At 74.0% G+C, this 19,720-nt stretch carries 17 protein-coding genes; 8 read left to right on the top strand and 9 right to left on the bottom strand.

Translation table 11 applies throughout. From position 1 onward, the window contains the following. Position 1: 1 nt before the first annotated feature. From F7P10_RS32340 to F7P10_RS32360, 5 genes are all read left to right on the top strand, one after another. On the top strand, positions 2-1,510 hold the full coding sequence (locus F7P10_RS32340; protein ID WP_151015243.1) for a sugar ABC transporter ATP-binding protein: 1,509 nt from the start codon (positions 2-4) through the stop codon (positions 1,508-1,510). Beyond that, positions 1,507-2,535, top strand: a complete 1,029-nt coding sequence (locus F7P10_RS32345; protein ID WP_254716141.1) for an ABC transporter permease — start codon at positions 1,507-1,509, stop codon at positions 2,533-2,535. The genes F7P10_RS32340 and F7P10_RS32345 overlap by 4 nt, the downstream gene beginning before the upstream one ends. Before the next feature lie 52 nt (positions 2,536-2,587). After that, entirely contained in the window at positions 2,588-3,652 is a 1,065-nt protein-coding gene (locus tag F7P10_RS32350; RefSeq protein ID WP_151015245.1) for an ABC transporter substrate-binding protein, read from the top strand. 82 nt (positions 3,653-3,734) lie between these two features. Beyond that, a complete protein-coding gene (locus tag F7P10_RS32355; RefSeq protein WP_254716142.1) occupies positions 3,735-4,901 on the top strand; it encodes a Gfo/Idh/MocA family protein in 1,167 nt (388 codons plus the stop codon). 1 nt (position 4,902) lies between these two features. After that, on the top strand, positions 4,903-5,907 hold the full coding sequence (locus F7P10_RS32360) for a sugar phosphate isomerase/epimerase (protein ID WP_151015247.1): 1,005 nt from the start codon (positions 4,903-4,905) through the stop codon (positions 5,905-5,907). Here the strand turns inward: F7P10_RS32360 and F7P10_RS32365 are convergent. The 3 genes from F7P10_RS32365 to F7P10_RS32375 are packed head-to-tail and all read right to left on the bottom strand — an operon-like array spanning position 5,904 to position 8,180. Beyond that, complete coding sequence (locus F7P10_RS32365; RefSeq protein ID WP_151015249.1) at positions 5,904-6,593, bottom strand: cupin domain-containing protein; 690 nt, start codon at positions 6,591-6,593, stop codon at positions 5,904-5,906. The two genes, F7P10_RS32360 and F7P10_RS32365, sit on opposite strands and share 4 nt — an antisense overlap. 17 nt (positions 6,594-6,610) lie before the next feature. Then, the gene (locus tag F7P10_RS32370) at positions 6,611-7,558 is read right to left on the bottom strand and encodes an NADP-dependent oxidoreductase (protein WP_151015251.1); all 948 of its coding nucleotides are present in this window, start codon (positions 7,556-7,558) and stop codon (positions 6,611-6,613) included. Between the two features lie 31 nt (positions 7,559-7,589). After that, entirely contained in the window at positions 7,590-8,180 is a 591-nt protein-coding gene (locus F7P10_RS32375; protein ID WP_151015253.1) for a Uma2 family endonuclease, read from the bottom strand. Between the two features lie 135 nt (positions 8,181-8,315). Here F7P10_RS32375 and F7P10_RS32380 point away from each other — a divergent pair, with 135 nt between their 5' ends. Together F7P10_RS32380 and F7P10_RS32385 are read left to right on the top strand one after the other, a co-directional pair. Continuing rightward, complete coding sequence (locus F7P10_RS32380) at positions 8,316-8,858, top strand: DUF1707 domain-containing protein (protein WP_151015255.1); 543 nt, start codon at positions 8,316-8,318, stop codon at positions 8,856-8,858. A gap of 1,397 nt (positions 8,859-10,255) precedes the next feature. Then, the gene (locus tag F7P10_RS32385; protein ID WP_151015257.1) at positions 10,256-12,493 is read left to right on the top strand and encodes a hypothetical protein; all 2,238 of its coding nucleotides are present in this window, start codon (positions 10,256-10,258) and stop codon (positions 12,491-12,493) included. A 246-nt stretch (positions 12,494-12,739) separates the two neighbouring features. Here F7P10_RS32385 and F7P10_RS32390 read toward each other — a convergent pair whose 3' ends face one another. The 3 genes from F7P10_RS32390 to F7P10_RS32400 form a co-directional block, all read right to left on the bottom strand. After that, positions 12,740-12,928 (bottom strand): hypothetical protein, encoded by a 189-nt coding sequence (locus tag F7P10_RS32390; protein WP_151015259.1) that lies wholly within the window; start codon positions 12,926-12,928, stop codon positions 12,740-12,742. Positions 12,929-13,043: 115 nt separating this feature from the next. Beyond that, positions 13,044-14,999, bottom strand: coding sequence for an endonuclease/exonuclease/phosphatase (locus F7P10_RS32395; protein WP_254716143.1), 1,956 nt, complete (start codon positions 14,997-14,999; stop codon positions 13,044-13,046). Positions 15,000-15,131: 132 nt separating this feature from the next. Further along, the gene (locus tag F7P10_RS32400) at positions 15,132-15,323 is read right to left on the bottom strand and encodes a ferredoxin (RefSeq protein ID WP_151015261.1); all 192 of its coding nucleotides are present in this window, start codon (positions 15,321-15,323) and stop codon (positions 15,132-15,134) included. A 435-nt stretch (positions 15,324-15,758) separates the two neighbouring features. Here F7P10_RS32400 and F7P10_RS32405 point away from each other — a divergent pair, with 435 nt between their 5' ends. Further along, entirely contained in the window at positions 15,759-16,457 is a 699-nt protein-coding gene (locus tag F7P10_RS32405; protein ID WP_151015263.1) for a class I SAM-dependent methyltransferase, read from the top strand. Positions 16,458-16,492: 35 nt separating this feature from the next. On the opposite strand, the gene F7P10_RS32410 is transcribed toward F7P10_RS32405, so the two are convergent. The 3 genes from F7P10_RS32410 to F7P10_RS32420 form a co-directional block, all read right to left on the bottom strand. Next, entirely contained in the window at positions 16,493-17,614 is a 1,122-nt protein-coding gene (locus F7P10_RS32410) for a prenyltransferase (protein WP_151015265.1), read from the bottom strand. Continuing rightward, positions 17,604-18,365, bottom strand: a complete 762-nt coding sequence (locus F7P10_RS32415) for a class I SAM-dependent methyltransferase (RefSeq protein WP_176611928.1) — start codon at positions 18,363-18,365, stop codon at positions 17,604-17,606. The genes F7P10_RS32410 and F7P10_RS32415 overlap by 11 nt, the downstream gene beginning before the upstream one ends. Before the next feature lie 62 nt (positions 18,366-18,427). Beyond that, complete coding sequence (locus F7P10_RS32420) at positions 18,428-19,705, bottom strand: glycosyltransferase family 4 protein (protein ID WP_151015269.1); 1,278 nt, start codon at positions 19,703-19,705, stop codon at positions 18,428-18,430. Positions 19,706-19,720: the final 15 nt, after the last annotated feature.

The following is a 19,720-nucleotide window of genomic DNA, read 5'->3' on the forward strand; positions in this document are numbered from 1 at the left end:
GATGGGCGAACCTCTGCTGCGGATGCGCGGCATCGTCAAGCAGTTCCCCGGCGTCCGCGCCCTGGACGGCGTCGACCTCGACGTCCTCCCCGGCGAGGTGCACTGCCTGCTCGGGCAGAACGGCGCCGGCAAATCCACGTTGATCAAGGTGCTCGCGGGCGCGCACCAGCCGGACGAGGGCGAGATCGTCCTCGCCGGCGAGACGGTGCGGCTGGCCGGGCCGACCGCCGCCATGCGGGCCGGAATCGCCACCATCTACCAGGAACTGGACCTGGTGGACGGCCTGTCGGTGGCCGACAACATCTTCCTCGGCCACGAGAAGGCGTCGTTCGGGTTCACCCGGCGCGGCGACGCCGAGGGGGCGGCGCGCGAGCTGCTCGGCCGGCTCGGGCACGGCGAGATCCCGCCGCGGCGGGAGGCCGGCCGGCTCCCGGCGGCGGGCAAGCAGGTCGTCAGCATGGCGCGGGCCCTGTCGCACGAGGCGAAGCTGATTGTGATGGACGAGCCGTCGGCGGCGCTCGCCCACGACGAGGTCGGCAACCTGTTCCGGATCATCCGCGAGCTGACGGCCGCGGGCGTCGCGGTGGTGTACATCTCGCACCGGCTGGAGGAGATCCGCGAGATCGGCGACCGGGTGACCGTGCTGAAGGACGGACGGTCGGTCGCGAACGGGCTCCCGGCGAAGACGACGTCGACCGACAAGGTCGTGTCGCTGATGACCGGACGCGACGTGGAGTACGTGTTCCCCGAGCGTCCGGCGGCGTCCGAGGGCCCGGAGGTGCTGCGCGTCGAGGACCTGGCGGTCCCCGGGGCGTTCGCGGACGTGTCGCTGACCGTGCGGGCCGGGGAGATCGTCGGGCTCGCGGGGCTCGTCGGGGCGGGCCGCTCGGAGATCCTCGAGACGATCTACGGCGCGCGGCGTCCCGCGCGCGGCCGGGTGCTGGTGGACGGGCGCCGCGTGCGGCCGGGCGACACCGGCGCGGCCGTGCGGCGCGGCATGGGCATGGCGCCGGAGGAGCGCAAGAGCCAGGCGCTGCTGCCGAACCAGACGGTCGCCGCGAACGTGACCGTCGCGGGCCTGGGCCGGTACTCGAGGTTCGGGTGGTTCGACCGGCGGCGCGAGCAGGACGACGTGCGTCGCCAGATCGCGTCGCTCGACATCCGCCCGCCCGACCCGGACCGTCCCGTCGTGACGCTCTCGGGAGGCAACCAGCAGAAGGTCGTGCTGGCCCGCTGGCTGCTGGACTCCGACGACCTGCGGCTGCTGATCCTGGACGAGCCCACCCGCGGCGTCGACGTCGGCGCGCGCTCGGAGCTGTACGCGGTGATCCGGGAGCTGGCCGGGCGCGGCATCGCGGTGCTGCTGGTGTCCAGCGAGGTGCCCGAGGTGCTCGGGCTGGCCGACCGGGTCCTGGTCGTCCGGGAGGGACGGGTCGTGCACACCGGCGACGCCCGCGACCTCGACGAGGCCGCCGTACTCAACATGATCATGGAAGGAAGCGCGCTGTGAACGACACGGGCGTGGACCGGCTCGGCGACGCGCCGGTCAAGACCGAGGCCGTGCGGGGGCCGGCCCCGTGGTGGCGGCGGCCGCCGTTCGACGACACCCGGCACCTCGGGCTCGTCGTGGCACTGCTGCTGCTCTGCGCGGTCGGTGCGATCACCCAGCCGGACAACTTCCTGACCACCGGGAACACCGTCGGCATCCTCGTCCTGGCCGCCACCATCGGCGTGATCACCGTCGGCCAGACGTTCGTGATCATCGGCGGCGGCATCGACCTGTCGGTCGGGTCGGTGATGGCGCTCGCGTCGGTGTGGGCGACGACCGTCGCCACCCAGTCCTACGGCCCCTGGATCATGGCGCTGTGCGCGATCCTCGTCGGGACGGGCGCGGGCGTCGTCAGCGGGCTGCTGATCTCCTACGGACGGCTGGTGCCGTTCATCGCGACGCTGGCGATGCTCGTCGCGGCGCGCGGGCTGGCGCAGCGGCTGTCGGACCGCAAGACCCAGCTGGTGCAGCAGCCGGAGAACACCGCGATCGTGGAGCTGTCCACCACGAAGGTGCTGGGGCTGCCGCTGGTCGTCTACATCTTCCTGGCCGTCGGCGCCGCCGGCTGGGTGCTGCTCAACCGGACCACGTTCGGCCGCCGGACGTTCGCCGTCGGCGGCAACCCGGAGGCGGCGCGGCTGGCCGGCATCGACGTCCGCCGCCACACGCTGCTGCTGTACGCGCTGTCCGGGTTCTGCTGCGGCGTCGCGGCGATCATCATCATGGCCCGGACGACGACCGGGTCCAGCACGCACGGCGACCTGTACGAGCTGGACGCCATCGCCGCCGTGATCATCGGCGGGACGCTGCTGACCGGCGGGCGCGGCACCGTCATCGGGTCGATCCTCGGCGTGCTGGTGTTCACGCTCATCACGAACCTGTTCATCCTCAACGGCCTGCAGACCAGCGACCAGCTGATCGCGAAGGGCGCGATCATCGTGATCGCCGTGCTGCTGCAGCGCCGGGCGCTCCGCTCGCCCACCTGACCCCCCCGCCACGATCCCGCGCCACCCCCCACCCCCCGATCAGGAGCACGACATGCGCGATCAGAGCCCCTCCCGTCCCAGCCGCAGAGGCGTCCTGTTCGGCGGCGCCGTCGTCGCCGCCGGCTCGCTCGCCGCGGCCTGCACCAGCAACGCCGAACCGGACGACGGCGGCACCGCCGCGCGGGGCGGCACGCTGGCCGGCGACAACGACAAGCCCGGCAAGAAGGTCACGATCGGCTTCTCCGCCCCGGCCGCCGACCACGGCTGGATGGCGGCGATCGCCAAGGACGCCGAGGCGCAGGCGAAGAAGTACACCGACGTGAACTGGAAGCCGGTCGAGCCGACCAACGACATCAACCAGCAGATCTCCGCCGTCGAGTCGCTGATCCAGGCGAAGGTGAACGCGCTGGTCATCCTGCCGAACGACGGCGAGCAGCTGAACCAGGTCGCGCGCAAGGCGATGGACGCCGGCATCCCGGTGATCAACCTGGACCGCGTCTTCCCCGACAAGCTCTCCTACCGGACGTGGCTCGGCGGCGACAACTACGGCATGGGCGTCTCCGCGGGCCACTACATCGGCAAGAAGCTGAAGGACGCGGGCACGTCGAACCCGGTGATCGTCGAAGTGCAGGGCATCGCGACGCTGCCGCTCACCCAGGAGCGCAGCAAGGGGTTCGCCGACACGCTGAAGACCTACGGGTTCGAGGTCACCGACCAGCAGGCCGCGGAGTTCACCGTGGAGTCCGGCAACGAGGTCACCAGCAACCTGCTGTCGGCGCACAAGAAGATCGACGCGCTGTGGAACCACGACGACGACCAGGGCGTCGGCGTCCTCGCCGCGATCACGCAGTCCGGACGGGACGAGTTCTTCATGGTCGGCGGCGCCGGTTCGGCCAACGCCATGCGGGAGATCCAGAAGGGCGGGGTGCTGGAGGCGACCGTCACCTACCCGCCGACGATGGCCGGTTCGGCGGTCAAGCTCGCGCGGTTGATCGCACAGGGCAAGGGGATGGCCGACCTCGTGGAGCTGCAGGTCCCGCAGTCGGTCACGCTCGCGTCCGAGACGATCACCAAGGCGAACGTCGACACGTACATGCCGCTCGGCTTCGAGTCCTGAGGCGCGGCCCGAGCCCGTCCCGGGACGCGCCCGCCGAGACCCGGCGGGCGCGTCCCGGGAGACACAGAGAGGTGAGCCTGAATTGACGACCGTCGGAATCGGGATGGTCGGGCATGCGTTCATGGGGCGCGCCCACTCCCAGGCGTGGCGCAGCGTCGGGCCGTTCTTCGACCCGCCGCTGACCCCCGTGATGACCGCCCTCGCCGGGCGCGACGCCGGACGCACCGCCGCCGCGGCCCGCGCGCTCGGCTGGGCGTCCGCGGAGACCGACTGGAAGGAGCTGCTGCGCCGCGACGACGTCCAGCTCGTCGACGTCTGCACGCCGGGCGACAGCCACGCCGAGATCGCGGTCGCCGCGCTCGACGCGGGCAAGCACGTGCTGTGCGAGAAGCCGCTCGCCAACACCGTCGCCGAGGCCGAGGCGATGGTCGCCGCGGCCGAGCGGGCGCGGGAGCGCGGCGTCCGCTCGATGGTGGGGTTCAACTACCGGCGCGTCCCGGCGGTCACCCTCGCGCGCCGGCTGGTCGCCGAGGGCCGCATCGGGACCGTCCGGCAGATCCGGGCGCAGTACCTGCAGGACTGGCTGAGCGACCCGGAGTCCCCGCACACCTGGCGGCTGGACCGTGACAGGGCGGGGTCGGGCGCGCTCGGCGACATCGGCGCGCACATCATCGACACCGTCCAGTTCGTCACCGGGCACGCGCTGGCCGGGGTCACCGCGCTGACCGAGACCTTCACCCACGAGCGCCCGCTGCCCGGCGGCGGCACCGCGCCGGTGACCGTGGACGACGCCGCGCTGTTCCTCGCCCGCACCGGCGGCGGCGCGCTCGCGACGTTCGAGGCGACGCGGGTCGCGTCCGGGCGCAAGAACTCGCTGCGGTTCGAGGTGAGCGGCTCGGCGGGCGCGCTGTCGTTCGACCTGGAGTCGCTGAACGAACTGTGGCTGTACGACGCGACGGAGGACGCGGCGACCGCCGGGTTCCGCCGGATCGTCGTCACCGAGGACGTCCACCCGTACGCCGGACGGTGGTGGCCGCCCGGTCACCTGCTCGGCTACGAGCACACCTTCACCCACCAGATGGCCGACCTGCTCACCGCCATCGCGGGCGGCACCGACCCCCGTCCGTCGTTCGCCGACGGCCTGCGGGTGCAGCGCGTGCTGGCGGCCGTCGAGCGCAGTGCCGCCGGGGGCGGCGGCTGGACCCCCGTCGAACCCACCCCCGGATCCACCGTCGAAGGGAACGCGTGACATGGCACGACCCATCACCCTCTTCACCGGCCAGTGGGCGGACCTGCCGTTCGAGGAGGTCTGCCGGCTCGCGTCCGGCTGGGGCTACGAGGGCCTGGAGATCGCCTGCTGGGGCGACCACTTCGAGGTCGACAAGGCCCTCGCCGACGACTCCTACGTCCCCCGCAAGCTCGAGACGCTCGCGAAGCACGACCTGAAGGTCTGGGCGATCTCGAACCATCTCGTCGGGCAGGCCGTCTGCGACATCCCGGACGAACGGCACCAGGCGATCCTCCCGGAGCGCATCTGGGGCGACGGCGCGGCCGAGGGCGTCCGGACGCGGGCCGCCGAGGAGATCAAGGACACCGCGCGGGCCGCCGCGAAACTGGGCGTCGACACGGTCATCGGGTTCACCGGCTCGTCCATCTGGCACACCGTCGCGATGTTCCCGCCCACCCCCGACGCGATGGTCGAGCGCGGCTACGCCGACTTCGCCGACCGCTGGAACCCGATCCTGGACGTGTTCGACGAGGTCGGCGTCCGGTTCGCGCACGAGGTGCACCCGAGCGAGATCGCCTACGACTACTGGTCGACCGTCCGGACGCTCGAGGCGATCGGCCACCGTCCCGCGTTCGGCCTCAACTTCGACCCGTCCCACTTCGTCTGGCAGGAACTCGACGCCGTCGGCTTCCTGTTCGACTTCCGCGACCGGATCTACCACGTCGACTGCAAGGACACGAAGGTCCGCACCGGCGACGGGCGCCGCGGCCGGCTCTCCTCGCACCTGCCGTGGGGGGACCTGCGGCGCGGCTGGGACTTCATCTCCACCGGGCGCGGCGACGTCCCGTGGGAGGACGTGTTCCGCGCCCTGAACTCGATCGGCTACGGCGGCCCGATCTCGATCGAGTGGGAGGACGCGGGGATGGACCGGCTGCAGGGCGCGCCCGAGGCGCTCCAGTTCGTCCGGGCCCTCAACGCGATGGAGCTTCCGACGGCGTCGTTCGACAGCGCGTTCGCGAAGGACTAGGCGCGGAAGTCGGCGAAGTCGAAGCCGGGGGAGACCACGCAGCTGACGAGGACCTCCTCCGGCCCGGCGGGCCGCGCCGCCTGCCACGTCCCGGGCGGGACCACGGCCTGCGGCGCCTGCCCGGCGGCGACGTCCGCGCCGACGACGATCGTCTCGGCGTCGCCGGGGCGCGCGCCGTCCCCGCCGAGCAGCAGGTGCAGCGGTCCGCCGCGGTGCCACAGCCACACCTCGGCGGACCGCACCACGTGCCACATCGACTCCTCGCCCGGCGGCAGCAGGAAGTAGATGCCGGTCGCGCTCGCCCGCTCGCCGGGATAGCCGTCCGGGACGAACCGGACGTCCGACCGCCACGTCTCCCGGTACCAGCCGCCCTCCGGGTGGGGGAGCAGGTCGAGCGCCCCGGCGGTCGCCGGGCGGTCCAGCAGCGCCGAATGCCGCCCGTCGGGGCCGCGCCGCAGGTACCGGACGCGCGCCGCGGTCGTCCGGTCGATCACGGCCTGCGGCGGGCGGACACCGGGCGCCGGGTCGAGCGTGACCGCGAGGACCTGGCCGTCCGGGAACGCGTCGTCGGCGACGGCGAGCACGTCCGGTTCGCCGTCCGGCGCCCACACACCCCCCGCCTCGGACAGGACGAACCGTGGCCCGGGCTGGGCGCGCCAGCCGTCCAGTGTGGTCAGGAGAAGCATGACGTCGGCCGACCTCCTCAAGAAGACATCGTCAGGACGATCTTGCCGGTCACGTGCCCCGTCTCGCCCCGCTCGTGCGCGCGCGCCGCCTCCTCCAGCGGGAACACCGAATCGATCTCCGCCTGCAGCCTCCCGGCCTCCGCCAGCGCGGCGATCTGCCGCATGGCGTGGTGGTCGGGCTCGACCAGGAGTCGCTCCCAGCGCACCCCGGCCTCCTCCGCCGCGTCCGCGAACCCCGCCTCGGCGTCGCGCAGCAGCGAAACCAGGACACCGCCCGGACGCAGCGTGCGCAGCGACCGGGGACCGTACTCGCCGCCGATCGGATCGAGGACCACGTCGACGCCCTTCGCGACGTCGGTGAAATCGGCCGACGTGTAGTCGATCGGCTCGTCCACACCGATCCGCCGCAGGAAACCGTGCTTGCCCGCGCTCGCCGTCCCGAGGACCTCCGCGCCCCGCGCCTTGGCGATCTGCACGGCCAGATGCCCGACCCCGCCGGCCGCCGCGTGCACCAGCACGCGCCGTCCCTCCCGGACCCCGGCCGTGTCCACCAGCGACTGCCACGCCGTCAGCGCCGCCAGCGGCAGCGCGCCCGCCTGCACGTGGTCGATGTGCTCCGGTTTGCGGACGAACGTGCGCGACGGCGCCGTCACGTAGTCGGCGTGCGAGCCGACCCCGAACGGGTACCGCAGCATGCCGAACACCTCGTCGCCCGGCTTGTGGATCGTCACCCCCACACCGACCGCCTCGACGACGCCCGAGACGTCCCAGCCCAGCGTGAACGGCGGATCGCCGAGGAACCCCTTCCCGGCCCGGTGCTTCCAGTCGGTCGGGTTGAGCCCGGCCGCGTGCACCCTGACCAGCACTTCCGTGGGGCCCGGCACCGGCCGGTCGACCTCCACCATCCGCAGCACCTCGGGCCCGCCCGTCACGTCCTGCCGGACGGCCCGCATCGTCTCGCTCATCGTCCCCTCGTTTCCGCCTACGCCTCGACGATCATTCCATTTCCGAGAGCCGCCCCGGATCGAACGCGATCGGGAACGGCCGCTCGACCTCGACCGTCTCCCCGGACCGGACCCGCCGGACGATCTCGTACCGGCCGTCCGCGAGCTCCATCAGCGTCAGCGTGGGCCGCGGCTCCAGATCGACGAGCCAGTAGTGCGGGATCCCCGTCGCCGCGTACTCCTCGACCTTCAGGACCCGGTCCGTCCGCTCGTTGCCGGTGCGCGGCGTCACGACCTCGGCGACGAAGATCAGGTCCGGCCCGTAGTACGTGCGGGTCCGGCGCTCGAGGGCGAGCCGCGCGACGTCCCGCGCGACGGCGAACACGTCCGGCCGGCGGATGCCCGCGCGGGTCGTCACGTCCTGCGGCGCCCCCGCCACATGGACGTCGGCGTCCGCCTGCCGTGCGGCGTCCTTGAGGATCTCCTTCAGCCGTCCGGCGGCGTGGTCGTGCCACACGTCCCCGGGCAGCTCGCTCAACCAGCCGTCGGCCAGCTCGTGGCGCCGTCCGTCCTCGGGCAGCGAGTCCAGGTCGTACAGCGTGTACGGGCCGTGCGCGCGGCCGAGCGTCCCCCCTCCGTGCATGTCCGAAAACTAGCGCGGCGGACGTCCGATCGGCGTGATCACGCGGCGGGGTGGCCGGATTTGGCGATATGTCTCGATGGCGGGGGCCGTCCGGGTTAAGATACATCTCGTCTTGCCTCTCGAAGGAGAGATGCGATGAGCGTCGAGCACCAGCCCCTCCGCGCCTCCGACCGCGACCGCGACGAGGTGCTCGTCCGGCTCCACACCGCCTACGCCGAAGGCCGGCTCAGCGAACCGGAACTGGACGAGCGCATCGACCTGACCCTCGCCGCGCGCACCCACGACGATCTCGGCCGCGTGTCGGCCGACCTCCCCGGCCCCCGGCCCGCCCCCGGATCCCCGTCGGGCCGCCTCCAGGTCGCCTACAAGGACACGATCGCCCGCGGCGGCCGCTGGCGCGTCCCCGACACGTTCACGTCCGTCGTCTACAAGGGCCGGATGCTGCTCGACCTCCGGATCGCCGAGCTCACCGAGACGGTCACGACCCTCCGCGTCGTGGCGTACAAGTCCACGGTCGAGATCGTCGTGCCCGCGGGCGTCCGCGTGGAGACCGCCGGGACGGGCGTCAGCCTGGACGCGCACGACGCTCCGGCCGGCGCGCCGGTCGTCCGCGTCCAGGGACTCGCCTACAAGGGGCACATCGAGGCGAAGGGGACGCGCGAATACTCCGCCGTCTGACCGCCCCCGGCGGTGTCGCCGCTCGCGCGGCCGCCGGGTGGCCGTTGCGACGTCGTCCGGCCTGGTGGGCGGCGCTGTGGCGAAGGGAACGCGCGGTCACTCCGTCCTCCGGGCGGTCCCGGCGGCTCCCGTCCGGGCCGCCGGGTGGCCGTTGCGAAGTCGGTCCGGCCTGGTGGGGTGGTGCTGTGGGGAAGGGAACGCGCGAGCACTCGGCCGATCGGATGGTTCCGGTGGTACCGCGGGCTTTGTGTCCGGCGGGTGGCCTTCGCCAGGTCGTCCGGCGCGGGTTATAAGGGCCTGCACGAATGCGCGGTGCGTGTTCGAATCTGAGCGGGCTGTGTCGGTGCGCCGGCATGGGCACTCGGGGTGTGCGCCGACACTCATGAAAAGCCTCCTGCCAACGGTTCCGAACCCCGTGTGCACAGGGCTGCCGCGAGGCAGGTCGCGTTCGGACGCTCGGCTCGGCGCGCTCGGCAGGGCCATTCGGGCCGACCCATCAGCACATTTCGGCTGTCGCCCGCGAAAGGTGATAGAACCCTCACGCGGCCCGATCGGCCGTCGTTCACCTCAATGTCCGAACAGACCGCCATGTGACGCGGTTTGATGGTGTGCCATCACCAATGGCCCGAAAAGGAGCGCGTGTGACGGCGAGGAGCCCGCAGCGGGACGAGGCACGCTCCGACGACCCGGCCGACTCCCGCGAGGTCCGGCGCCGCCTGACGTTCGGTGTGACCGCCGACCTTCCGGCGTCCCTGTCCCCGTGGCAGCGCGCCCTCGCGGCCTGGCGCGCCGCCGGGATCCCGTGGCGCCACGCCCCCGCATCCGACGAGCGGTCCGAGCGAGGCACGAAGAGCGGCCCCCGCCCATCGGAGACCGCTCCCGCGCCCGACCCTGCGGACGGGCCGGACCCGGACGTGGACGCGGGGAAGGCGGGGCCAGAGCACGCTTCCGGACCGGACCCCACGGCCACGTCGGGCGCCGCGCCCTCTCCGGAGGCCGAGGCTGGATCGGGTACCGGTGCGGACCTGGGGGCGGCGGGTCCGGAGGGTGCTTTCCGGGCGGATCGCACGGCGGCGCCGGGCGCCGTTCCTTCCTCGAATGCCGAGGCGAAGGAGACTTCTGCTTCGGGGGCCGGTGCGAACCCGGCGGCGGGATCGGGGGGTGTTGCCGAGCCTTCGGAGTCGTCCGGTGTTGCGCCTTCTGCGGAGATCGAGGCGAAGGGGGCTTCTGCTCCCGCATCAGGCACCGGCGCGACTTCGGGGAGGACGGCCGGGAAGGCGGACGGGCCCGCCGGGGAGCCGGAGAAGAGCACGGGCGAGTCCGGTCGGTCGGCGGCCGCCGGGGCGCGGAAGGCGTCCAGGAAGCCGGCGACACCCGCCGGTCCGGGGGTCGTCGCGATGGCGGCCAAGCGGACGAAGGGCGACGCACCACCGGCCGTCGAGGCCGTGCCCGCGGAACCGGCCGTCGAGGCCGTGCCCGCGGAACCGGAGCCCGCGACGACCGGCGAGGCGGCGGGGACGAGCGCGCCCGCGCGGTCCGCGCCCCCACCGGCGCCGCCGCGGACGGTGCGGCGGGCGCTCGCCGGGGTGGCCGCCGCGGCGGGGATCGCGCTGGTCGCGGGCGGTGCGGTGGTCGTCGCGGGACGCGGGCAGGACGGGCCCGCGCGGCCGTCGGTCCCGGGGCCCGTCGAGGCGGCGGGGCGGTTCGCGCTCGATCCCGCCGCGACGGACGACGGGTTCGCGCAGGAGCTCGCGGCGGTCGAGACCGCGGGCGGGACGGTCGTCGCGGTGGGGAACGAGGACGGCGGCCGGGCGGAGTTCCTGGTGTCGTCGGACGGCGGACGCGGGTGGTCGGCGGGCACGGCGCGGACGGAGGCCGGGACGGTGCCGGCGCGCGGGGACCGCCCGCGGCTGGTGGCGGGCGGTGCCGGGCGCTGGGCGGCGCTGGGCCTGGCGGCCGACGGCACCCGCGTCGCGTGGACGAGCCCGGACGGACGGGCGTGGACGCGGCGCGCGCTCGGCACCGCGTTCCGCCCGTCCGACGAGGTGAACGACCTGGTGCGGACGGCGGCGGGGTTCGTGGCCGTGGGCGCGGCCGGCGGCCGGGCCGTGGTGTGGAGTTCGGCGGACGGGCGCGTGTGGCAGCGGCTGGACGGCATCCGCGGCGTCAGCGGGCTGTACGGGGCGGCGGCGTCCGGGAACGTGCTGGTGACGCAGGGCACGTACCCGAAGAAGGTCACGGAGCGGAAGGGCCGCCGGAAGGTCGAGCGGACGGTCGCCGCGCAGGGCCTGTGGCGCTCGGCGGACGGCGGGCGCACGTGGAAGGCCGTCCATGTGCGGCAGTCGCACGGGTCCTATGGGGCTACGAAGGGGCTGGTCGCGGGGCCGGGCGGCTTCTTCACCGTGCGGGACGCGAAGGACGGGAAGAAGCGGCTCGCGATCGTGTTCGGTTCGACGGACGGGGCGCGCTGGAGCGCCATCGGGAAGATCGGCGTCGCGGGGCACCGGGGCGTCGAGTCGTTCGGCGGCTCGCCCGCGGGGCTCGTCGCGGTGGTGCGGGGGAAGCGGCGGACGATCGTGCGGAGCGCGGACGGGCGCGGGTGGAAGGCCGCCGGGACGGTCGGGGGCGCGCAGGTCGCGGGGCTGACGGTCGCGGACGGCGGGCGGCTCGCGCTCGCCGGGAGGACCGGCGACGACGCGTACCTGTTCGGCGTCGATCTCGCGAAGGTGCCGGGCGCGGTGCGGGAGCGGCGGGCGATCGGCGCGCTGGGGGCGGTGGACGGCCGGGTCGTGGCGGTCGGGGCGGGCAACGGCGACGCGGCCGTCTGGAGTTCGCCGGACGGCGCCGCGTGGGCCCGCGCAAAGGTCCCGGCGGTCCGGGGCGGGCTGTCGGACGTCGCGCACGGCGGGCACGGCTGGCTGGCCGTGGGCCGCGCGGGCGAGGAGCCGCTGGCGCTGCGGTCGTCCGACGGCGTGACGTGGCGGCGGGCCGCGGCGCCTCCCGGGCGCCCGGCGGCGGTCGCCGCGGGACCGGCCGGGTACGTCGCGGTCGGGACGGGCGCCGCGTGGCGTTCGTCCGACCTCGGGGAGTGGCGGGGCGCCCGTATCGACGGTGACCCGGCCGACGTGACGGCGACCGCGAACGGGTACGCGGCGGTCGGCGGGCGGGCGAAGGCGCCGGCGGTGTGGACGTCCGCGGACGGTGCGGCGTGGCGGGCGGTGCCGCTGCCGCCCGGCCTGGACGGGCCCCTGACCGGTGTCGCGGCGGCCGGCGGCGCGGTCGTCGCGGTCGGCCCGGGCGTTCCGCCGCTGGTGTCGTCGGACGGCGGCGCGACGTGGGCGCCGCGCGGCATCGGCGAGGTGTCGCCCACGGCGGTGACCGCGACGTCGGGCGGCTTCGTCGTCGCGGGCGTCACCGGCGGCCAGGACGGTGCCGTGTTCGCGTCCGCGGACGGGACGGAGTGGCGCCGGGTGCCGGTGCCCGGTCTGGACGGCCCGGCCGACCGCAGGCTCACCGCGCTGGCACCGGTCGGCGGCGGCGTGCTCGGCACCGGCGAGAGCGACGACGGCATGGCGGTGACCCCGCTGCTGTGGCGGGCGGACGTGCTCGGACGCTCGGCGGCGGCGGCCGGATAACCGGGTGGTGGCGCCGGGACGGGGCGGGTCGTCGCGCCGCCCGCCGGAGGGCGGCGCGACGACCCGCCGCGCCGACGGCTACCCGTTACAGCCGCAGGAGCAGCCCTTCGGGCATGAGCATCCGCCGCCGTGTCCGCAACTGCAGCCCTTTTGAGTCATGTCCGGAACATAACCTTTGTCTGCTTTGGGGTCTATGGCCGGGACGGCAAGGTGCATGTGTCCGTGCGGGGGACCCGGCGACGACCGTCATGTGTCGATCGTCAGGTCGACGCCGAGCAGGACCAGGAACCACAGGATGACCGCGAGGACCGCGCTCAGCAGCTTGCCGAGCAGGTCGACCGTGATGTAGCCGCGGTCCCAGGCCACGAACAGGCCGATGACGATGTAGATGATGCCGACGAGCCCGATGTGGGTCCGGCGCGTGCGATAAGCCATGGGGGGTCGTCTCCTCCCGGAGGAATCTGACGATCCACCGGTGCCCCGGCCGGTGCGAGAATAACTTCGGACATCGACAGGGATGTCCGAAAACGACTTTCTGGCGTGTCCCGATTCAGTGCGCGGGCTTCGTCGCCGGCTTCCGCGGCGCGTCCCGGCCGGTGAGGTCGATGCGGACGATCGTGGGGTCGTGCTCGCCCGGCCGGTCGGCGAACTCGGCGCTGCGGTGCACGATGTCGAACTCGTGCCCGCGCTTCTCCAGCGACCCGCTCAGCATGATGTGGTCGAGAGCCTGGGCGTTGCCCTGGGTGACGGCGGTGTAGCGGTCGGCGGGCGGCAGCTTCGCCGGGAGGTCGGCGAGGCCGGTCTGCGCCAGCGCCTGCACCGGCAGGGACTCCGGGGTATCGTTGAGGCGGCCCGCGACGACGACGTTGGCGTCCCGGTCGACCTTCCGCACCGACTCGACGAACCCGGCGACCACCTTCGCCTGGGCGTCGCGGCGCCAGCGGGTGGGCTGCTCGGGCGGCTGGTGCCGGCCGAACAGCGGATCGTCGTCGGCGGTGCCCGGGTACCACTCGCCGGCCACGACGATGATCCGCTCGCCCTGCCAGGTGACCTCGCCGGCGAGCGGCTTGCGCGTGCCCGCCCACACGGTGTGGCCGGGCGCGATGCGGCCGGGGCTGCGGGAGAGCCCGGCCGTCCCGTCCTGGGCGACCGCGCGGACGGCCGTCACCGCGGGGTCCGGCTCCTCCGCGGCCGGTTCGTCCGGGAGCGTTCCGGTCTGGGCGGGACGGTCCACGAACGCGAGACCGCGGTCGGTGCGGAACAGGAACCCGACGCGCGGGTTGCTCCCCTTGTCGCCGCCGTCGGCGTTGTCCCGCGGCTCGACCGAGCGCCACTCGTAGGCCGGGCCGCCCGCGGCGCTGATCGCGGTGATCAGCTCGGCGACGGTCTGGTCGGCGGCGACCGTCCCGTTGTCGGCGCGGCCGCTGTTGTCCTGCAGGCCGTCGACCGCGATGAGGTCGGGGGACGCGAGGCCCGTGACGATGTCGTCGGCGACGGCGCGGAACCGTTCGCGGGGCGTGTTCGGGCTGAGGCCGCCGAGCCCGACGGTGGCGATCGCGATCTCGCCGGGACGCTGCGGGCGGGTCGCCTCGCGGGGCAGCCCTCCGGCGGTGCGGCGCGGCGTGGTGGACGGAAGCACCTTGAAGTGGCCGAGCGAGTAGTCGACGACGCCTCCGCTGTCGCCGGGGAGCCGGTCGCCGACGTTCATGGCCGGCAGCGGGGCCAGGGCGTCGTCCAGGACGATCCGCTCGGGGTTGGCGTCGCCGTCGCGCTGCAGGATGCCGCCGCGTCCGGTGCGGCCGCCCACCCCGGCGCCGCCCGCGGGCAGCACGGGCAGTTCGCCGTGGCGGGTGGGCCCCACCGCGACGGCGTCCTGCAGCCGCACCCGCATGCCCTCCAGCGCCTCGAAGAAGTCGAGGCCGTTGCGGCGGGGGTCGAACGTCCCGCCGCGCTCGACGTCGCCGTTCCCGGCCTTGACGACGCTCGCCGGCGGCCGGACCCCCTTCGGCCCCAGCAGGACGGGGGACGGGACGGCCGCGCGCCCGGTGACGGCGATCTTCGTCGCGCCGATCTCGGTGCGGGTGAGGCCCCCGGAGTCGGCGCCGCCCGGCCGGAACTCGCTGACCCGCCCGTCCACCCGCACGGACTCGCCGGGCGTGACGCTCGGGCGGGAGCGGGTGAAGACGAAGACGCCCTCCGACGTCGCGGCGTGCCGGTCGGGTTTCGGGTCCTGCATCCAGAACCCGGTACCGGTCACGGCGGTCACCACGCCGGGCACGCGCGCGACGGACGCCCCCTTGAGCGGCGAGACGTGCGCGGCGCCCTGCACGTCGTGGATGCGGGCGGGACGCGGCGCGGCGTGCGCGATGGACGGGACCGCGCCGAGCGGCACGGCGAGGATCGCCGCGCCCGCGAGCGCGCGGATCGTGCGGGGGCGCCGCCGCCCCGGTCCACCCGTGTACGCCACCCCGAACTCCATGATCGCCTCGTGGTTCGCGCCGGACACGCAGCAGGATGGCATGCGCGTGTTACGGGGACCAACCGCCCCGCGAAATCCGTCCGAATCCACCGGCGAAGGGCCGCTCGAAGCGTGCGATCGCACCGTCTCCGGCCCCGCCGGACCGGGGACGGCCGCGGGTCACTCCTCCAGCGTCAGCGCGGCCTTCGGGCAGGACCGCACCGCGTGCCGCACGCGGTCGGCGTCCCCCTCGGGCACGTCCGGCCTTACGATCTCGAGCTCGTCGTCGTCGCTGAGATCGAAGACCTCGGGAGCGAGCCCGACGCACACGGCGTTGGCCTCGCAGATCAGCGGGTCCACCCGTACTCTCATCGCCTTCTCCGTTCGCAGGATCCCGGTGAGCGTTCGCGAAGGCCCGGGCGGACGCGCGCGGCACGCGCGCGGGACCGGGCCGTCCTCGGCCGCCAACCTACCGAACATGGTTCGGAGAGGTGCGCTCGGGGAAAGTAGAACACGTTCCAGTCTGCCTCGGCAAGTTCGAGCGGCGGTCGTCCGGCGCCGGGGGCGCCGGACGACCGCCGCGCAGGGGAACCCGTTCCCCGGCTTCGGCGGCGGGCGTCGTGGCGTTGTGGGGTGTTGGTGTGTTGTCCGGGTGGGGGAACCCGTTCTCGGGCTTCGGCGGCGGGTGTCGTGGCGTTGTGGGGTTGCCCGGGTGGGGGTACCCGTTTGCGGGCTTCGGTGGTGGGTGTCGTGGCGGGGAGGATGGGGTGGGGCAAGTCGGATAAAGTGCCCGGCGGAGGAGAGCGAATGACGCACACCGAGGTGCCCGCCGGGCCGGGGACGACCGAGATGCCCGCGGCGCTGCTGCGCGCGGCGCGCGCGGCCAAGGGCTTCATGCCCGACCCCGAGGGGGCGGCGCTGTACGAGACGGCCGTGGAGTACGGGGGGCGGCTCGCCGCCGCCGGGCCGCTGCTGGAGGTCGGGACGTACTGCGGGAAGTCGGCGGTCTACCTGGGCGCGGCGGCGCGGGCGGCCGGGACGGTCGCGGTGACCGTCGACCACCATCACGGCTCGGAGGAGAACCAGGCGGGGTGGGAGCACCACGACCCGTCGCTGGTCGATCCGCGCACGGGCCGGATGGACACGCTGCCGACGTTCCGCAAGACGATCGCGGCCGCGGACCTCGAGGACCACGTCGTGGCGATCGTGGGGCAGTCGCGCACCGTGTCGGCGTTCTGGCGGACGCCGCTGGCGCTGCTGTTCATCGACGGCGGGCACGCCGAGGAGCACGCGCAGGGCGACTACGAGGGGTGGGCGCCGCACGTCGCCGTCGGGGGCGCGCTGGTGATCCACGACGTGTTCGCGGACCCCGCGGACGGCGGGCAGGCGCCGTACCACGTGTACCTGCGGGCGCTGCGCAGCGGCGCGTTCGAGGAGCGCCGGGTCGAAGGCTCCCTGCGTGTACTGGAACGTGTTTCAGACGCCGATCCGCTCGGCGAGGCCTGAGGGCCGCACCGGACGCCCGGTGCGGCCCGCGCGGCTCACAGGCGCGTGCGCACCGGGTTGGCGACCGGCACGCGGGCGCAGCCGCACGCCGCCGGATCGGACGCCTCGGACGGTCCCAGCGGCCGCCCGGCGATCTCCTTGAAGATCCGGGCGCCGGGGGACGAACCCTCCAGCGCGTCCGCCGCGAGGATCACCGCGGCGGCCGTGTAGGTGGAGCGGTCCCCGGGGAAGTGCCGCCGGTTCTCGAACTGCCAGCCGGTCCAGTAGGAGCCGTCCTCGTGGCGCAGGTGCTGGATCGTGGCGAACAGCTCGCGGGCGCGGTCGCGGTCGCCGGACGCGTCGAGCGCCAGGACGAGCTCGCAGCTCTCGGCGGCCGTCACCCACGGCTGGTCGGACACGCACCGGCAGCCGAGGCCCGGCACGACGAAGACGTCCCACTGCTCGGCCAGCCGGCGTGCGGCGGCCTCGCCGCGGACCGGGCCGCCGAGGACGGGGTAGTACCAGTCCATCGACCAGCGTCCCTTGTCGGCGAACGCCTCCGGGTGGGCGGCGACGACGTGGCCGAGCTGGTCGGCCGCGAGCTCCCACTCGGGCTGGGGCTCGCCCAGGCGTTCGGCGAGCGCCACGGCGCAGCGCAGCGACTGGTAGATCGACGAGCAGCCGGTCAGCAGGGCGTGGTCGGACGCGCGGCCGTCCTCGGTCCGCATCCAGATGATCTCGCCGCGGCGGGTCTGCAGGTCGAGGACGAAGTCGATCGCGCGGCGCACGGTCGGCCACATGGCGCGGGCGAAGGCCTCGTCGCCGGTCATGAGCAGCTCGTGCCAGACGCCGACCGCGACGTAGGCGGCCTGGTTGGACTCGCCGCCGGGTTCGGTGACCTCGCCGAGCACCCACTTGGCCGGCCACGAGCCGTCCTCGCGCTGGACGCCGGCGAGCCACGCGTAGGCGCGGCGGGCGGCGTCGCCCATCCCGGCGACGGTGAGCGCCATCGCGGCCTCGACGTGGTTCCAGGCGTCCACGTGCCCGGCGATGCCGTCGATGGGCGCGAACCAGGGGATCGCGCCCGACGGCTCCTGCTGGCGGGCGATGCTGCGGGCCGTCTCGAGGACGTCGCCGCGGGTCAGGACTCCGGGGACCGCGGGGATCTCAGACCGCATCGGCGGTCTCCTCCGCCGGGGTCTCGGACGTGCCCGACTTGACGGGCTTGCTGCAGTACACGACGACGCTCTTGCCGATCAGCGGGTTCAGCACCTGCTCGGCGACCCGGGTCGCGAGGGGGCGCTTCATGATGTCCCAGACCAGGAGCTGGTGGTACGCCTTGGCGAGCGGGTTGCCGTCGTTCTCCACGCCGACGGCGCACTTGATCCACCAGTAGGGCGCGTGCAGGCCGTGCGCGTGGTGGTGGCCGCCGACCGTGAACCCGGTCGACTTGAGCTTCGCCTCCAGTTCGGCGCGGGTGTAGATCCGCACGTGGCCGCCGGGTGCGGTGTGGTAGTCCTCGGACAGCGCCCAGCACACCCGTTCGGGCAGCCAGGACGGGACGGTCGCGGCGAGCCGGCCGCCGGGCCGCAGCACGCGCAGCAGCTCGCGCATCGCCCGCATGTCGTCCGGGATGTGCTCCAGGACCTCCGATGCGACGATCGCGTCGAAGTGGTCGTCGGGGAACGGCAGCTCCAGCGCGTCGCCCCGGACGGTCTCGGCGGCGGAGCCGGCGGGCACCTCCTCGGCGAGCCGCATCGCGCCGAACATCTTCTCCACGCCGGCGAGCTCGTCGGCGTCCTGGTCGAAGGCAACGACGTGCGCGCCCCTGCGGTACAGCTCGAACGCGTGCCGCCCGGCACCGCATCCCATGTCCAGGATGCGGTCTCCGGTGGCGACGCGGAACCGCTGGAAATCCACGGTCAGCAGGGTCGTGCTCCTTCCATGCAGGGAACGCCGGGCGTTCCCACGGGCCTTGCTGTTGGGGGCTGTCAGCCGCGCCGGGCCAGCCGCAGATACCTCTGCTGGGCGATGGCCTCGCGGTAGTGCCGCACGGTGGCCTGCGCGACGGCGGGCCACGCGAAGCGCTCCTGGACGCGGGCGAGACCGGCCGCGCCGACGCGGGCGCGCTCGCCGGCCGAGTCGTGCAGGCCGCGCAGGGTGGCGGCGAGTTCCTCGACGTCGCCGGGCTCGACCAGCACGCCCGCGTCCCCGACCACCTCGGGCAGCGCCCCGGCGCGGGACGCGACCAGCGGGGTGCCGGACGCCATGTGCTCGACCGCGGGCAGCGAGAAGCCCTCGTAGCGGGACGGGACGACGGCGATCTCGGCGGACGCGAGCAGCTCGCCGAGCTCGTCGTCGCTGATACCGCTGACGAACTGGACCCGCTCGCCGAGGGCGAGTTCGCGGACGAGCTTCTCGGTCGGGCCGTCTTTCTGCGGGCGGCTCACGACGACGACGTGCACGTCCCGTTCGGTGGCGAGCTTCGCGACCGCCCGCAGCAGCACGTCCACGCCCTTGATCGGGGCGTCCGCGCTGGCCATGGCCACGATCCGGCCGGGGACGCGCGCGCCGCGCGGGTGGAAGATCCGGGTGTCGACGCCCAGCGGCAGGATGTCGATGTCGCGGGGGTCGACCTTGAAGTCCTTGACGATGTCGACCTTGGACGACTCCGACACCGTCAGGACGGGGCCGATCCGCCGCGACACCTGCGACTGCATGGTCACGAACCCGTACCAGCGGTGCTTTCCGAACTTCTGCCGGATGCCCTTCGCGGCCTCGAACTCGATCCGCCGGTCGACGCTGATCGGGTGGTGGATGCTGGTGATCAGGGGCAGACCGAGCCGGGCGATGCCGAGGTTGCCGACGCCGAGCACCTGGTTGTCGTGCACGACGTCGAAGTCGCGGCGGCGGCGCCGCAGCTCCCGCAGCGCGCGGATGCTGAACGTGAGCGGCTCGGGGAAGCCGCCCGTCCGCATGTGGGCGTACTCCAGGACGTCGACCCAGTCGCGGAACTCGCCGAGAGCGGGGTTCCGGAACGGATCATCGTCCCGGTACAGGTCCAGGCTCGGGAGCTTGGTCAGCTCGATCTCGTCGCGGTCCAGTTCGGGATACGGCTGCCCGGAGAACACCTCGACGGTGTGCCCGAGATCGACCAGTTCCCTGCTCAGATGCCGCAGGTAGACGCCCTGCCCTCCGCAGTGCGGTTTGCTCCGGTACGAGAGCAGGGCCACCCGAAGTGGACCGCCCGGCTCGCCTGCCTCACCCACGCCAGCACCTGCCCA

Origin of the sequence: Actinomadura sp. WMMB 499, from assembly GCF_008824145.1 — a bacterium.
Lineage (GTDB): Bacteria > Actinomycetota > Actinomycetes > Streptosporangiales > Streptosporangiaceae > Spirillospora.

Excerpts from the sequence above, each read along its gene's own strand:
- F7P10_RS32365 (WP_151015249.1), bottom strand. The coding sequence starts at position 6,593 with ATGCTTCTCCTGACCACACTGGACGGCTGGCGCGCCCAGCCCGGGCCA.
- F7P10_RS32400 (WP_151015261.1), bottom strand. The coding sequence starts at position 15,323 with ATGAGAGTACGGGTGGACCCGCTGATCTGCGAGGCCAACGCCGTGTGC.
- F7P10_RS32405 (WP_151015263.1), top strand. The coding sequence starts at position 15,759 with ATGACGCACACCGAGGTGCCCGCCGGGCCGGGGACGACCGAGATGCCC.
- F7P10_RS32390 (WP_151015259.1), bottom strand. The coding sequence starts at position 12,928 with ATGGCTTATCGCACGCGCCGGACCCACATCGGGCTCGTCGGCATCATC.
- F7P10_RS32340 (WP_151015243.1), top strand. The coding sequence starts at position 2 with ATGGGCGAACCTCTGCTGCGGATGCGCGGCATCGTCAAGCAGTTCCCC.
- F7P10_RS32350 (WP_151015245.1), top strand. The coding sequence starts at position 2,588 with ATGCGCGATCAGAGCCCCTCCCGTCCCAGCCGCAGAGGCGTCCTGTTC.
- F7P10_RS32410 (WP_151015265.1), bottom strand. The coding sequence starts at position 17,614 with ATGCGGTCTGAGATCCCCGCGGTCCCCGGAGTCCTGACCCGCGGCGAC.
- F7P10_RS32370 (WP_151015251.1), bottom strand. The coding sequence starts at position 7,558 with ATGAGCGAGACGATGCGGGCCGTCCGGCAGGACGTGACGGGCGGGCCC.
- F7P10_RS32375 (WP_151015253.1), bottom strand. The coding sequence starts at position 8,180 with ATGCACGGAGGGGGGACGCTCGGCCGCGCGCACGGCCCGTACACGCTG.
- F7P10_RS32360 (WP_151015247.1), top strand. The coding sequence starts at position 4,903 with ATGGCACGACCCATCACCCTCTTCACCGGCCAGTGGGCGGACCTGCCG.
- F7P10_RS32380 (WP_151015255.1), top strand. The coding sequence starts at position 8,316 with ATGAGCGTCGAGCACCAGCCCCTCCGCGCCTCCGACCGCGACCGCGAC.
- F7P10_RS32385 (WP_151015257.1), top strand. The coding sequence starts at position 10,256 with ATGGCGGCCAAGCGGACGAAGGGCGACGCACCACCGGCCGTCGAGGCC.